This is a genomic window from Verrucomicrobiota bacterium (genome assembly GCA_016200005.1).
Lineage (GTDB): Bacteria > Verrucomicrobiota > Verrucomicrobiia > Limisphaerales > PALSA-1396 > PALSA-1396.
Genome location: JACQFP010000033.1, coordinates 145,315 through 159,145, shown reverse-complemented (window position 1 = coordinate 159,145; position 13,831 = coordinate 145,315). Strand labels below are relative to the sequence as shown.

The window sequence follows — 13,831 nt, the reverse complement described above, 5'->3', positions numbered from 1 at the left end:
CCCGCAGAGCCCTATCCTCCGCTGAAGCGAGGACACTTTGCGCCTCAGCAACGCACCCCTCAAGTAAAACAGCAGCGGCGCCCTCATCATTCCAGCTTTGCTCGCACAGCCCTCTCCAACTTTGCTCGCACCACGACAGTGTTTTAACGGGCTTCTGCCACACCCTGGTGCCGATCGGTAGAAAGAACACGTTTGACCTCCCTCTCCTCCCGACGAAGGAAGGAGGAGAGGGATGGGGAGAGGAGGCGCTTGTATTCGGACCACCCCTCTCTCCGGCTCTCTCCCCGCTCGTTCCTCGCAAGGAGAGAGTGTCAGATCGCGTTGGCATCTGACAACTCGATCGGATGATCGTTACGGTTCTGCCTCCAACCTCGCCAAAAGCACTTTGGCCGATGGGACGTAGTTAGCGACGAACTCCCGCCGAAATTCGCCAAACGTTCCCGCCGCCAGATGCGCGCGAATGTCCGCCATCAGTTTGAGATACATGTGGCTGTTGTGAACGCTCAACATGCGCAGGCCGAGAATCTCGCCCACGTTCAGCAAGTGACGCAAATAGGCGCGGGAAAAATTCCGGCAGGCATAACATTCGCAACCTTCCTCAATCGGGCGCCAATCCGCCTTGTTGAAGCCGGCCTTGATGCTGATGGTTCCTTTGGTGGTGAAAGCAGTGCCGTTGCGTGCAATGCGAGTGGGCAGAACGCAATCAAACATGTCCACTCCCCGCGCCACCAATTCCACCATCTGCGCCGGCGTGCCGAGTCCCATGGCATAACGCGGTTTGTCGGCGGGTAAAAACGGCTCGCTGCACTCCACCGCTTTCATCATCTCGGCTTCCGGCTCGCCGACGCTCACGCCGCCGATGGCGTAGCCGTCAAAATTCATGGCCACGAGCGCCGTGGCGCATTCTTTACGCAGCGCGGCGTTCGTGCCACCTTGCACGATGCCAAAGACCAACTGCCTGGTTGCGCGCGGTTGTTCGCGACATTCCTGCGCCCAGCGGATGGTTCGTTCAACCGCCGCTTTGACTTCGCGTGCGGGACAACCATGCGGCGGACATTCATCGAACACCATCGCGATGTCCGAGCCGAGGGTGCGCTGGATTTCCATCGCTTCCTTCGGCCCAAGAAATAACAGCGAGCCATCGACGTGCGAGCGAAACTCGACGCCGTGCGGCTTGATCTTACGGATTTTTGCCAGACTGAAAACCTGGAAGCCGCCGCTGTCGGTCAAAATCGGATGCGGCCAGTTGATGAAACGGTGCAGGCCACCGGCTTCGCGGATAATGGCCATGCCGGGACGGATGTTCAGATGATAGGTATTGCCGAGAATAATTTGCGTCCCCATCTCGCGCAGTTCGCGGGGGTCGAGCGCCTTGACACTGCCTTGCGTGCCCACGGACATGAACGCCGGCGTTTCGACGACGCCGTGTGCCGTAGTCAAACGTCCCAGCCGAGCCTTGGAACTCGGATCGGTCTTCAACAATTCAAACATGGCGGCGCAGATTGAGCCATGAAGCGGCGCGATTGAACATGAATTTTTCCGCACCCTCTCCGCTTGTTGGTCGCGTCGGGCGCTCAAGAATCGTCAATTATTGCATTCCCTTTGCGCAACGAGTTGGTATCCTCAGGCATCGACGATAAGCAGAAAGTCATGAGCCGATTTTCCAGTCTGCGTGTCCGACTGGTGGGGATCGTATTTCTCGCCGTGGCGCCGGCGTTGGTGCTGTTGATCTACACGGAGCTTCCATGGCTGGGCTTCGTGATCGGGTTGCTGGCGCTGGCGGCGGCGTGGTGCGGCGGCACCTTGTTTGTTCTGCGTCAGGTCAAACTGCTTTCGGCCGCCACGAAACGGCTGGCGGCGGGTGACCTAACCAGCCGGACGGGCATGTCAGACGAACCGGGTGAACTCGGTCAACTGGCCCGCACTTTCGACGGGATGGCCGAGTCGCTCGAGCAGTTGATCAAGGAACGCGAACGGGCGGAGCAAAAGCTCCTCAACCACGCCCACCAGCAAACGGTCATCGCCGCGTTGGGGCAGTTTGCGCTCGTGACGCCCGACCTCGCGCCGTTGCTGGACCACGCCGTCATTTTCGTCGGGCAAATCCTCGAAGCCGAGTACGGGCTGGTGCTCGAACAACTTCCCGACGGCGTCAACCTGATGTTGCGCTCTGGCAGAGGGTGGAAAGAAGGTTACGTGGGACACGCGGTGGTGAACGTGGAGCGCGGCGCGCAAGCCGGCTACAATTTTCTCCGCGCTGAACCGGTGATTGTTTTGGATTTGCGCACGGAGACCCGTTTTCAATGGCCGCTTTTCCTGCACGAACATGGTGTCATCAGTGGAGTGAGCGTCGTGATTCCTGGGCATCATCGTCCGTTTGGCGTCCTCGGGATTTATACTAGTCAACCACGGACTTTCACGGAGGACGCCGTGCATTTTCTGCAAGCCGTGGCCAATGTGCTCGCGGTGGCGGTGGAACGCAAACGGACGGAGCCGGAAATCCAGAAGCTGGCCGCCTTCGCCCAGTTCAACCCCAATCCCGTTTTGGAATTCACCGCCGACGGCAGCCTCACCTATTTCAACAAGGCCGCGCTCAAAATGGCGACCACACTCGACAAGGATGAGCCGCTGGCGATCCTGCCGCCGGACGTAATCAAGATTGTCCAGACCTGTCTTGTCACCGGCAAAAACAAGTTGCGGCTGGAAACTGGCGTCGAAGGACGAACGCTGTCGTGGTCTTTCTATCCCATTCTGGCCAGTCAGGTGGTTCACTGCTACGTGGAAGATATCTCCGAGCGACTCAGCCTAGAAATGCAGTTGCGCCATTCACAGAAAATGGAGTCCGTCGGCCAACTGGCCTCGGGCGTGGCGCACGATTTCAACAACATTCTGACCGTAATCCAAGGTCATGCGGGATTGCTCGCCGCCCGGCCCAATTTGCCGCTCGAAATGACCAGGTCGTTGCAATCGATTTCCTTCGCCGCGGAGCGCGCCGCGAGTCTGACCCGCCAACTGTTAATGTTCAGCCGCAAACAAGTCGCCCAGCCCAAGAGTCTCGACTTGAAGGAAGTCATCGACAACATGAGCAAGATGCTCAAGCGGTTGCTGGGCGAAACGGTCACGTTGAAATATACTCCATCGTCCCGCATCCCACCCATTCAAGGCGACGTAGGCATGATGGAACAGGTGCTCATGAATCTGGCGGTCAATGCCCGCGATGCCATGACCAAGGGCGGTGAACTGACAATCAGCACCTTCGCGGTCGAAGTCAACGACGCGTACGTCGCCTTGCATCCCGAAGCGCGCGCCGGCCTGTTCGTTTGTCTGCGAGTCACGGACACGGGTTGCGGTATGGACGCCACAACCATGGACCGGATCTTCGAACCGTTTTTCACCACCAAGCCGGCGGGCAAAGGCACGGGGCTGGGACTGGCGACTGTTTATGGCATCGTCAACCAGCATCAAGGTTGGATCGAAGTCGCCAGCCGGCCAGGCCAGGGCACCACCTTCAACATCTTTTTCCCCGCCAGTACCAAGCCCGTCGAGGCATCAACGGCGGAGCCGTCGCCAGTCCGGGGCGGTCACGAAACCATACTGGTGGTGGAGGACGAACCAGTGCTGCGCGAGGTGGCCCATTTGATTTTGCTGGACCGCGGCTACCGCGTTTTGGAGGCGGCCAGCGGTGTCGAAGCGTTGTCCCTATGCGAGCGCCAACCGGAACCGATCCACCTCTTGATCACGGATATGATCATGCCCGAAGGGTTGTCGGGCAAGGAACTGGCGGAACAGTTGGTGGCCAGACAGCCCAGCCTCAAAGTCATCTTCACCAGCGGTTACAACGTCGATGAGATCGGCGGCGGGTTCGTTCTCAAGGATGGTCTGCGCTTCCTGCAAAAACCCTACAATCACCTTACGCTCGCCCGCACAGTGCGCGAATCGCTGGATGGGTGAAGCGAAACCCTGAAGCACGCCTACTTCCTTGCCGACGTGCGCTCCTGAAGCCAAACCACATCCGGGTTAATTGTGTTGGGAGGTATGCTGGTGTAAACAGCCGCGCCGTACTTTTCCCAAGCTTTTGTGCGCGCATCCCGCCATGGTTTGATTTCGGAATGTCCATCGGCGAACGCGATGCCGCACGCGCCGTTGTGAAAGCTGCCCGGCCCATCCAGAAAACGATTGGCCATCATGGTCACCGCAAACCCCGCGTCGTTGAGACTCTTGTTGTTCTCATCCAGCAGCACGAACAGCATGGCTGGGGACGGGTTGATAATCGACGAAAGCCTTCCGTAAGTGTTCCACGGGCCGCTTCTGGTGTGACTGTGCGAATCGTCCAACCAAGGCCCATTTACGGCGAGTGTTCCCCTGCTCGGAGGGTAGGGATCCGTTCCGACGGCCTGGCTCATCGAAAAAGTTCTCGCTGCCGGCACCCTTTCTCCCCTGGTTGACGGCGCTGTGGATCTCCCTGTTCGCTTGTCCGCCGGGCATTTGTAGATGGCTACGGCTTTGCCGGTATATGGAGTTAGAAGGGCACGGGTAGGATCCATAAGGATGTCACTGTTGAATTCTTCTCCTTGCCCCGGCCCGGCTGAGCCGGGACACCAGTTGTATCCCGGCGTTGTGTTGCCATCGTCCGGATTGGGCGGGAGCAGGTCCCTGTAATCTCCTGCATACATGTGAATCGCAACCATCATTTGTTTGCCATTGTTCATGCACATGATGCCCTGCGCCTTTATTTTTGCTTTGGCCAATGCCGGCAACAACAGTCCAGCCAGAATGGCGATGATGGCGATGACGACCAGCAATTCGATCAGCGTAAAACCGCTCTTTGATCGCCGCGTGAGATCCAGCGCGCTTTTCGGGTTCATAACATATTTTGCATGCATTCGATTCGTATCGTTACGTTGGCTAGTGGTTGCCATTTATCTTAGAAGCACTGCCAATTCATGTCAAATGCTACCTGCAAACGCGCCCAAGACAACTGTGCGTTTGAATGCACACCCTCGCGGATAATCCAGCAGCAAGACGCTTGAAGAATTGATAATGACCGAGAAGTCCGCTAGGTTCCGATCAACTTCAGCGTGGTAGCCACGGCGGAATCCATATTTATCGGGAGCATTTCGCCACCCCGCCGTTTCAGCTCCACTTCGCCCTTGGCCAGTGACTTCTCGCCAATGGCAATGCGGATGGGAAAACCAATCAATTCGGAATCCTTGAACTTCACACCCGGCCGGTCCTCGCGGTCGTCGAGAATCACGTCAACACCCTGCGCCGTCAGTTCAGCGTAAAGCTTTTCCGCCAGCGCCATCACCGGGCTGCCGGGTGTCACGCTCAATGGCGTCAGACAAACCGTGAACGGTGCCACGCTCAATGGCCAGATGATGCCGTCCTTGTCATTCGATTGCTCGATGATCGCCTGCAGCGTGCGCGTCACGCCGATGCCGTAACACCCCATCACCGCGGGCTGTTGTTTGCCGGCTTCGTCGAGAAACAAGGCGTTGAGCGCAACGCTGTACTTGGTGCCGAGCTTGAAGACGTGGCCCACTTCGATAGCTCGTTGGGTTTTGAGTGGTTTGCCGCAGGCGGAACACGACTCGCCTGCTGCCACCAGCCGCAAGTCAGCCCACTTTTGAACTGCAATGTCCCGCCCGACATTCACATGGCGGAAATGATAACCATCTTCATTCGCTCCGGTGGTCATGTCCGTATTGTCGCGCAAAACGTCATCGGCATAGACCGGCAATTGGCTGATTCCAACCGCGCCCAAACTGCCGGGATGCGCGCCGAGCGCGGAGAAAATCTCCTCGGCCGTGGCCGCGCGAAAATTCGCCGTTCCCAAAACGCTCACAAGTTTTGCTTCGTTCAATGGGTGATCGCCGCGCATCAAAATCAAAACCGGTTTGCTTTCGACAAGGTAAACCAGCGTCTTGATCTGCCGGTCGGCGGCGACGTTGTAGGGCGGTTGGGAAAGTGCTTCAATCGTGACGACGCCCGGCGTGGCAAACTTTTCGATTTCGGATTTCGGATTTCGGATTTCGGATTTCGCCACCGCGCTCGTCGCCTTTTCAATATTCGCCGCATAACCGCACGCTTCGCAATGCACCACTTCATTCTCGCCCGTCGCCGCCGGCACCATGAATTCGTGGGAGAATTTGCCGCCCATCACGCCGGTGTCCGCTTCCACCGGCATCGCTTTGAGGCCGCACCGCTGGAAGATGCGTGTGTAAGCGTCATACATCTTCTGGTAACTCACCTGCGCCGCTTCGTCCGTGGCGTCGAAGCTGTAGGCGTCCTTCATGATGAATTCCTTGGCCCGCATCAGACCGAAACGCGGACGGATTTCATCCCGGAACTTGGTTTGAATTTGGTAGAAATTCTTTGGCAACTGGCGATAAGAATTGATTTCGCCGGCGACGAGCGTGGTGATGACTTCCTCATGCGTCGGACCGAGCAGCCATTCCTTTTTGGCGCGGTCGCGGACTTTGAACAGCACGTCGCGCATGGTTTCGTAACGTCCGCTCTGCTGCCAGATTTCCAGCGGTTGCAAGGCGGGCATCAACACTTCCTGCGCGCCAGCGCGGTTCATTTCCTCGCGGATGATCTGCTCCACCTTGCGCAGCGCGCGCAGGCCGAGCGGCAAAAAGGTGTAAAGTCCGCCGGTCAGTTTGCGGACCAGCCCCGCTCGCAAGAGGAGCTTGTGCGACGTGATCTCCGCCTCGGCCGGCGTTTCTCGCAGAGTGGGAATCAGAATTTGTGTCCAGCGCATAAATTTAATGGAAAAACTTTCTGACAATTTCTTTGGGCGTGGCGATGACCGGCGGGTGCAAATCGAATTCGCGGAGTTCAAAAACGAGGCGCGAGTAATCCGCGCCGCGCACCACCGAATCCTTGGTGACAAGCAATTTTGCACCGAGCAACGCAGCTTCGACAAGGATGAAGGAGTCGTGACGTTCTTCGTGCGGGAGAACTCCGGCAATCCGCAGATGGTCGGCGACGCGCTCAACGACTCCATGCTGGGCGGGTGAAAGTGCCGCTGATTGGAAGTTCCAATCAGCGCGAAAGGAGGCGAGCGCCTTGGTGGCGGCGGATTGCAACCGTGGATTCCGGAGCTGTACCTTGAAGAACCTCAACTCTTCCAAAACCGTCGGGGTGGCGACGACTTGAAAACGCGGGGCGCGGCGGCGCAAAGTGTCGGCGGCATCCAATGCGTCTTCGTCATCTGCGGCCAATGCGAGCAGGAAGTTGGTGTCAACGGCGGCGAGCATGAGCGCGAGTCAATTCTGCGCCGTTGATGTCCGCCAAGGCTTCGGCCAGCAACCGCTGGCGCTGCGAGTCGGTCAGGGCGTTGAGTTGCGGTTTGAATTTCCGCACTTCCGCTGCCCAATCCACTTTTTTGGAGGGTTTCTTTTTGAGAGCATCCCGTTTCATCGCCGGTCAAATATTAGCCGATTTTCCAAAAATAATCGCCAAGGCTTTTTTGTGCAACTCCCGCCGTTCCTCGTCAGAAAGTTTGTTGCACCGTTGCCGTGTGCGCTCGCAGACGGCGTCCCAATCGATCCTTTTTCTGGTTTTGGAAGATGAGGTGTTTTTTCTCATGCCATTAATTTATACTCGGCCGCGGCTTGCCGCAATTATCTGGCTTATTTCACCGTGTTGACCAGCGGCGCAAGTCCTTGAATGCGCACTTCGAGACGATCCCCCGATTCAATCGGCCCGATGCCGCTCGGCGTTCCAGTCACAATGATGTCGCCGGGCAACAGCGTCATGTTGGTGGAAATGAAACTGACCAGTTGATAGCAATTGAAAATCAACTGGCTGGTGTTCGAGTTCTGGCGCAATTGCCCGTTCTGAAAAAGTTGAATCGTCAGATCATGCGGGTCAATCTTGGTTTCGACGTACGGTCCGAGCGGTGTGAACGTGTCGAACGATTTGCACCGCGCCCACTGGCTCTCCGATTTCTGAATCGTGCGGTCGCTGATGTCCTGCGCCGCCGTGTAGCCGAAAATGTAGCGTGCCGCCGCCGCCGGGGTCACGTTGCGCACCCGCCGGCCGATGACGATGGCCAGTTCCGCTTCGTAGTCCGTCCGATGATCGGGAAACGGAATTTCGATCTTGGCGCCGTCGGGAATCAGCGAGGTGGTGGCCTTCAACCAGAACAGCGGTTCCTTGGGCAACGGTTTGCCGCTTTCGCGCGCGTGATCGGCGTAGTTCAATCCCACGGCGATGATCTTGGACGGGGCGACCGGCGTCAACGTCCGCAGACCCTTGAACGGCGTCGCCTTTTTGTCGAAGGAAGGCGAACCGAAGACTTCACCCCGCAGACGAAACAGTTCGCCGTCCACAACTTTGGCGTAAAAAATTTCGTCGCCCTTTTGAAATCGGCCAATGGCTGCCATAAAGTGGTGCGTTTGTAGCAGATTGTGAAACGCCATCGCAAGCCGAAAGTCGGCCTGCGCGACAACGTTCCAAGCCGCGTAAATCTTGCATTGCACCGGCTGGAACATAAAACTCCAGGCATGACAAAAGTAACCCACCGACTCGTATCTGCCATCGCCATGCTCGGCAGTATCGCGACGCCCCTCAAAGCCGACTTGATGGATTCCACCAACGCGCAGCACATCAGTTTTCCCGATACGCGACTCACGGTGAGCGGCCTGGCCTGGTTCAACGAAGACAAGCCGGTCTTGGGACGCCTGCCACTTCGCTCGAAGGAAACGTTTCGCCCGGCAGTCTGGAATCTGGCTCAACAACCGTCTGGCGGCCGCATCCGCTTCAAGACCGATTCGACCAAGGTTGGCATCCGCGCCCAGAATCCCGACACCTCCGGCATGCACCACATGACTACCATTGGCCAGAGCGGGTTCGACATTTACGTCAACGGCGAATACATGGGCAGCGCCTGGCCGGACAAATCCGGGAGCATCGTCAAGGAATGGATGGTTGGAAAAGATCGCGCGCCACGCGACATCACCATCTACCTGCCGCTCTACAAAGGCGTCACGATCTCTGAAATTGTCTTGGAATCGAACGCGAGGCTCGAACCGCCATCGCCCTTCGCGTTGACCAAGCCGGTGGTCTATTACGGGTCGAGCATTACGCAAGGCGGATGCGCTTCCAATCCCGGCATGAGTTGCCAGGCACAACTCTCGCGCTGGCTCAACTTGGATTTCATCAATCTCGGTTTTAGCGGCAACGGCCTTGGCGAACCCGCCGTCGCCGACGCCGTCAGCGAGATCGACGCCGCGTGCTTCGTTCTCGATTACTGGGGCAACCCTACGCCGGAAGTTTTCAAGGAAACGTTGCCAAAGTTCGTCGAAACGTTACGAAGGAAAAATCCCAAGACGCCCATCATCATCACCAGCCCTTACTGCTTCCCGTCGGAAACGTTCACCGGCAAGAACGAGGGCGCGCTCGCGGAGAAACGCAGAACCGCCGAGGAATTTGTGGCACAACAGCGTCGTGCCGGCGACAAATTCATCTCCTACGTTGATGGCCGCGAAATGTTGTCGCGCGAACAGGCGGTGGGATTGGTCGATGGCGTGCATTGCAACTCGCTCGGCTTTTATTTTTGCGCCAAAGGACTCGAACCGCATCTCCGAAAAGCGTTGAAGCTTGGCAAAGCGCGCGCAACACGATGACAGAACGTGCCAATATGGACTTGAACATCCATTCTCCTCTGCCGGCGCGGAAGGACTTTCGCATCGGTATTCTGGGCGCAGGATTCATCGTCAACGATTGTCATCTCGTCGCGTATCGCAAGGCCGGCTTCAATCCCGTCGCCATCGCGTCGCGCGCGCGCGCAAATGCCGAGCGTGTTGCCCAGCGTCACCACGTCGCACAAGTGCATGAGACCTACGAACAACTCCTCGACGATCCCTCAATCGAAGTGCTCGACATCGCCGTGCCACCGAACGCACAACTCGGTTTGATCAAGGCCGCGTGCCAGCGCAAAACCCTCAAGGGCATCCTCGCGCAAAAACCTCTCGGAATGAATTACGCCGAAGCCGTCGAAGCCGTGAGTGTTTGTGACGCCGCCGGCATCACGCTCGCCGTGAACCAGAACATGCGTTACGACCAATCCGTCCGCGCCGCCAAAACCCTTTTGGAAAACGGCACAATCGGCGAACCGGTTTTCGCCACCATCGACATGCGCGGCATTCCGCACTGGATGCCGTGGCAGGCGCAACTCGGCTGGGCCACGCTCCGCATCATGTCCATCCATCACCTTGACTGCTTCCGTTACTGGTTCGGCGACCCGGAAGGAATTTACTGCAGCACGCGCCCCGACCCGCGCACGACATTTCCGCACAGCGACGGCATCTGCACTTATATTTTGGAATATGCGAACGGTCTGCGCTGCGTCGGCATTGACGACACCTGGACCGGCCCGGCGAAGGAGGGTTGTCCCGGAGACATCCGCATCGAGTGGCGCATTGAAGGTACGAACGGCATCGCGATGGGGGACCTCGGCTGGTGCAAAGAACCCTACACGACGCCCTCGACCATTCGCTACGCCGCCAAGGGGGATCACGGTTTTCATTGCCCGGTCTGGACGGAAAGCTGGTTTCCCGACGCCTTCATTGGCACCATGGCGCAACTGCTCGTCGCACTGGAAACGGGCAACGAACCTGTCATCAGCGGTGAGGACAATCTGAAAACGATGGCGTTGGTGGAGGCGGCGTATCTCAGCGCCAAAGAGAAAGATAAAGTGGTGCTTGAAGACATCACGCGCGTGCGCAGTACGTTCAAAGGCGTATCGGAAGACGAATCAGCGACCGCGGGAACGACTCCCGAGCGGCAAAGTTTCATTCGCCGGTGGATGTCGTCTCTATCGAGCCACACAGAATTCGAACCCATGAGCAATTTCACGCCTCGCGCCCAGCAAGCTTTGTTCTTGGCTCGAAATGAAGCTGACCGCTTCCATCATAATTTCGTCGGCACGGAGCACGTTCTGCTTGGACTAATCAAACTCGGCCAAGGCGTGGCGGTTAACGTCCTCCGAAATCAAGGTGTCGATTTAGAGAAGGCGCGAATGGAAGTCGAAACGCAAGTTCCTTCAGGCCCGGAACAAAAGACCTTCGGGAACATCCCTTACACACCACGGGTTAAACAGGTGCTGGCGCTGGCGGCAAAAGAAGCCAAAGCGCTCCATCACACTTACGTTGGAACTGAGCATGTGTTGCTCGGCTTGCTTCGCGAAGGGGACGGAGTGGCGGGTCGCGTCTTGACGAAGTTAGGAGTGGATCTTGAACAAACGCGAAAAGAGGTTTTGAAGGAGCTCGACCCAAACTTTGGCGGGACGGATGAACGACCATAGTCCAAAGAACCACTTTCCCGCCCGCCCAGGCCGAAGCCGTCGATTTCAGGGTCGTACTACTTTCGAAACGAGAACTGTTGGCGTCGCTCAGACTGTCGTTGCTCTATCTTTTGCTGTTCGGTTGGGTAAATGTAATGCGCCCCGTCCTTGAGGATTTGCCGCTCGAAGACGAGTTTCTCCAGAAACGGTCTCGCCCAATGCGGGTTCTCACGGTATTCCGTGCGAGCCACCATCTTGCCGATTTCCTTGTGGGAAAACGGTGTGCCCGCTGACTGTTTCATCAATCGAATAATATCGAATTCCATATTGCTCGAAAACCTTGAAGCCAGAATCGGGCCAGCGCCAGTCAAAATCTGCTCCACGCCTTCTACGCGCCTTTATCCAAATGGATGAGCTTGCCGCGCTGTCCCAGAATCTAACGCATTGCCTCCAAAACGTACAAAAGCCTTTCGTCATTGGAGACAATCCGGCTAAACTTTTCCATCACGATGAAACTTGGCATTATCAACAGCGCGTTCGAACAGATCGGCATCGACACGGCCACCGGCCTGGAGCACATCAAACGCATCGGTTTCGATTGCGTCGATATTTTTACCGAGGCGGTAGGCATCTCGAAAAAGGAAGTCAGCCTCGTCGCTAAAACTTGTGACCAGCTCGGTCTGCCCATCATCTCGCTGCCGCATAGCTCGCTCGGCTTGATTGATTTCGCCGAGCCGGTGCGGGAATTTCACATCTCGCGCACGAAGAAGTTCATTGACCTCGCCAACACCTGGGACGCGAAGAACATCCTGCTCGTACTCGGCGAATACATCTGGCAACGCGAAGTCATTCCCGCCGCCGACCAGTGGAAATGGGGCATCGAAACTTGCCGTCGCCTCGGCGATTACGCGGACAAAAAGAGAATCGACATCGCGCTCGAACTCGAACCGTTTCGCCTCAGCCTGCTCAACAACGTTAAAGAAATGGTCCGGTTCGTGGACGAGTGCAATCATCCGCGCGTCAAGGCGAACATCGACATCAGCCACTTGGTTCTTTCCGACACCAGCCCCGCCGAAGTGAAGAAGCTAAAAGGCAGGGCGATTCACGTTCACCTCAGTGATTGCGACGGCAAAGTCCACGGCGACCTGCCGCCCGGTCGCGGCGTTGTGAAGTTCGTTCCTTACCTGCAAGCGATCAAGGAGTTGAACATCGACGGCGTGGTCTCGATTGAACTCGAATACGCGCCCGACCCGAAATGCATCGTCGCGTGGGTCGAGGAAGCCTATCGCGAGACGGCGAAGTTGATGCACTTGGTGGGATTGCGCGGTTGAAAAGCACCAACCTCCAAGCTCCAACATCCATAGAAACTCCAAGCTCCAAATCACAAAATATGGAATGAGAGCACGTTGGAGGATTCTTGATGTTTGAATCTTGGAGCTTCTCTGGAGCTTGGATGTTGGTGCTTGGAGCTTTGGATTCTCTTCTTGCTTTACGGCCAAAATAAAAATTCCATTGGCAGCACTCGACCATGCGCATCGGCTTTCTAACAGACACGAATATCGCTCGCCTCGACTGGGCGAGGCAAAACGGTTTCGGCTCCATCGAATGGAACCAGTTTGAGAGCAGCCCCGCCGGGTCGCGTCACTCCGACTGGAAACCTTTCGCCGAACAATTCGCCGCGGAAGCCGCATCCCGCAACATCCGTATTTCGGCCATCGCTGCGCTCTACAAGAATCCGCTCGACCCAAAGCAAAGCGAGTTCGCGCGCGCCACCTTTCTGCGGGCCATTGATGTCGCCGCGCACATCGGCGTGAGAACCGTGGCGGGTTTCGCCGGCGCGGTGATCGAATTGGAAACCAATCCCAAAGGCGGGAATCCGGTCTATAAACCCTTCGAGAATTGTTTGCCGCAGCTCCTGCAGTTCTGGGAGCCGATTGCGAAGGTCGCGGCGGACAAAGGCGTGCGTCTCGCCTTCGAGCATTGTCCGCAAGGGCCATATCACCTGCCGATCATGCACTACAACATGCTCGGCCAGCCGGCGATGTGGGAGCGGCTGTTCAACGCCACGAAGTGCGAGAACCTCGGCATCGAATGGGACGCCAGCCATTTGATGTGTCAATTCATCGATCCAGTGACGAACATCCACAGGTTCGGCGCGCGGATTTTTCACGTGCACGCCAAGGACGCGTTCATCAATCGTCAATTGCTCGAGGTTTATGGCATCTGCCATCACGGCGTCGCGGAGCATCGCTTCCCCGGTTTGGGTCAGGCGAACTGGGCGGAGATCATTCACGCCCTGTTGCGCGCTGGGTACGATTCGGACCTCAACATCGAAGGCTGGCACGATCCGGTGTATCGCGATCACGACGCAGCGCCGCCGTCGGACATCAAACTGTCCGCCACCAACCGCCAGGCTGGACAAAAACTGGAACAAGACGGTTTGCTCATCGCGAAACGCTGGCTGGAGCAGTTTGTTCCGCGTGAACCGAATCGTTAGGTTGGTAACCGTCTGGAACAACCGCGCTGTCAGACGCAAGGTCA

General features: G+C 57.2%; 11 protein-coding genes and 2 pseudogenes. 6 read left to right on the top strand and 7 right to left on the bottom strand.

Going from position 1 to position 13,831, the window contains the following annotated elements; translation table 11 throughout:
- Positions 1–351: 351 nt before the first annotated feature.
- Complete coding sequence (gene tgt / locus HY298_12690; protein MBI3851114.1) at positions 352–1,491, bottom strand: tRNA guanosine(34) transglycosylase Tgt; 1,140 nt, start codon at positions 1,489–1,491, stop codon at positions 352–354.
- 159 nt (positions 1,492–1,650) lie between these two features.
- Here tgt and HY298_12685 point away from each other — a divergent pair, with 159 nt between their 5' ends.
- Complete coding sequence (locus HY298_12685) at positions 1,651–3,948, top strand: response regulator (GenBank protein ID MBI3851113.1); 2,298 nt, start codon at positions 1,651–1,653, stop codon at positions 3,946–3,948.
- Positions 3,949–3,968: 20 nt separating this feature from the next.
- Here the strand turns inward: HY298_12685 and HY298_12680 are convergent, their stop codons facing one another.
- The 5 genes from HY298_12680 to HY298_12660 form a co-directional block, all read right to left on the bottom strand.
- Complete coding sequence (locus tag HY298_12680) at positions 3,969–4,916, bottom strand: prepilin-type N-terminal cleavage/methylation domain-containing protein (protein MBI3851112.1); 948 nt, start codon at positions 4,914–4,916, stop codon at positions 3,969–3,971.
- Positions 4,917–5,053: 137 nt separating this feature from the next.
- Positions 5,054–6,760, bottom strand: coding sequence for a proline--tRNA ligase (locus HY298_12675; protein MBI3851111.1), 1,707 nt, complete (start codon positions 6,758–6,760; stop codon positions 5,054–5,056).
- Positions 6,761–6,764: 4 nt separating this feature from the next.
- Complete coding sequence (locus HY298_12670; protein ID MBI3851110.1) at positions 6,765–7,259, bottom strand: hypothetical protein; 495 nt, start codon at positions 7,257–7,259, stop codon at positions 6,765–6,767.
- Positions 7,243–7,422 carry a hypothetical protein gene (locus HY298_12665; protein MBI3851109.1) on the bottom strand — a complete coding sequence of 60 codons (180 nt, stop codon included), beginning with the start codon at positions 7,420–7,422 and terminating at the stop codon, positions 7,243–7,245. Before HY298_12665 ends, HY298_12670 begins: the two co-directional genes overlap by 17 nt.
- A gap of 212 nt (positions 7,423–7,634) precedes the next feature.
- Positions 7,635–8,390, bottom strand: a complete 756-nt coding sequence (locus HY298_12660) for a fumarylacetoacetate hydrolase family protein (GenBank protein MBI3851108.1) — start codon at positions 8,388–8,390, stop codon at positions 7,635–7,637.
- 120 nt (positions 8,391–8,510) lie between these two features.
- On the opposite strand from HY298_12660, the gene HY298_12655 reads away from it, so the two are divergent.
- The 3 genes and pseudogenes from HY298_12655 to HY298_12645 all read left to right on the top strand — a co-directional run bounded on the left by HY298_12655 (position 8,511) and on the right by HY298_12645 (position 11,287).
- Positions 8,511–9,632 carry an SGNH/GDSL hydrolase family protein gene (locus tag HY298_12655; GenBank protein ID MBI3851107.1) on the top strand — a complete coding sequence of 374 codons (1,122 nt, stop codon included), beginning with the start codon at positions 8,511–8,513 and terminating at the stop codon, positions 9,630–9,632.
- Positions 9,629–10,690 (top strand): annotated as a pseudogene (locus HY298_12650) (Gfo/Idh/MocA family oxidoreductase). Before HY298_12655 ends, HY298_12650 begins: the two are co-directional and overlap by 4 nt.
- A 159-nt stretch (positions 10,691–10,849) precedes the next feature.
- Positions 10,850–11,287 (top strand): annotated as a pseudogene (locus HY298_12645) (NDP-hexose 4-ketoreductase).
- A gap of 80 nt (positions 11,288–11,367) precedes the next feature.
- Here HY298_12645 and HY298_12640 read toward each other — a convergent pair.
- Positions 11,368–11,592 (bottom strand): hypothetical protein, encoded by a 225-nt coding sequence (locus tag HY298_12640; protein MBI3851106.1) that lies wholly within the window; start codon positions 11,590–11,592, stop codon positions 11,368–11,370.
- 207 nt (positions 11,593–11,799) lie between these two features.
- On the opposite strand from HY298_12640, the gene HY298_12635 reads away from it, so the two are divergent.
- Both HY298_12635 and HY298_12630 read left to right on the top strand, forming a co-directional pair.
- Positions 11,800–12,621: a sugar phosphate isomerase/epimerase gene (locus tag HY298_12635; protein ID MBI3851105.1), complete on the top strand. Its 822-nt coding sequence runs from the start codon at positions 11,800–11,802 to the stop codon at positions 12,619–12,621.
- A 197-nt stretch (positions 12,622–12,818) separates the two neighbouring features.
- On the top strand, positions 12,819–13,787 hold the full coding sequence (locus HY298_12630; GenBank protein MBI3851104.1) for a sugar phosphate isomerase/epimerase: 969 nt from the start codon (positions 12,819–12,821) through the stop codon (positions 13,785–13,787).
- Positions 13,788–13,831 lie beyond the last annotated feature (44 nt).

Coding starts and splice junctions, on each gene's coding strand:
- tgt (MBI3851114.1), bottom strand. CDS start 1,491: ATGTTTGAATTGTTGAAGACCGATCCGAGTTCCAAGGCTCGGCTGGGA.
- HY298_12685 (MBI3851113.1), top strand. CDS start 1,651: ATGAGCCGATTTTCCAGTCTGCGTGTCCGACTGGTGGGGATCGTATTT.
- HY298_12680 (MBI3851112.1), bottom strand. CDS start 4,916: ATGGCAACCACTAGCCAACGTAACGATACGAATCGAATGCATGCAAAA.
- HY298_12675 (MBI3851111.1), bottom strand. CDS start 6,760: ATGCGCTGGACACAAATTCTGATTCCCACTCTGCGAGAAACGCCGGCC.
- HY298_12670 (MBI3851110.1), bottom strand. CDS start 7,259: ATGCTCGCCGCCGTTGACACCAACTTCCTGCTCGCATTGGCCGCAGAT.
- HY298_12665 (MBI3851109.1), bottom strand. CDS start 7,422: ATGAAACGGGATGCTCTCAAAAAGAAACCCTCCAAAAAAGTGGATTGG.
- HY298_12660 (MBI3851108.1), bottom strand. CDS start 8,390: ATGGCAGCCATTGGCCGATTTCAAAAGGGCGACGAAATTTTTTACGCC.
- HY298_12655 (MBI3851107.1), top strand. CDS start 8,511: ATGACAAAAGTAACCCACCGACTCGTATCTGCCATCGCCATGCTCGGC.
- HY298_12640 (MBI3851106.1), bottom strand. CDS start 11,592: ATGAAACAGTCAGCGGGCACACCGTTTTCCCACAAGGAAATCGGCAAG.
- HY298_12635 (MBI3851105.1), top strand. CDS start 11,800: ATGAAACTTGGCATTATCAACAGCGCGTTCGAACAGATCGGCATCGAC.
- HY298_12630 (MBI3851104.1), top strand. CDS start 12,819: ATGCGCATCGGCTTTCTAACAGACACGAATATCGCTCGCCTCGACTGG.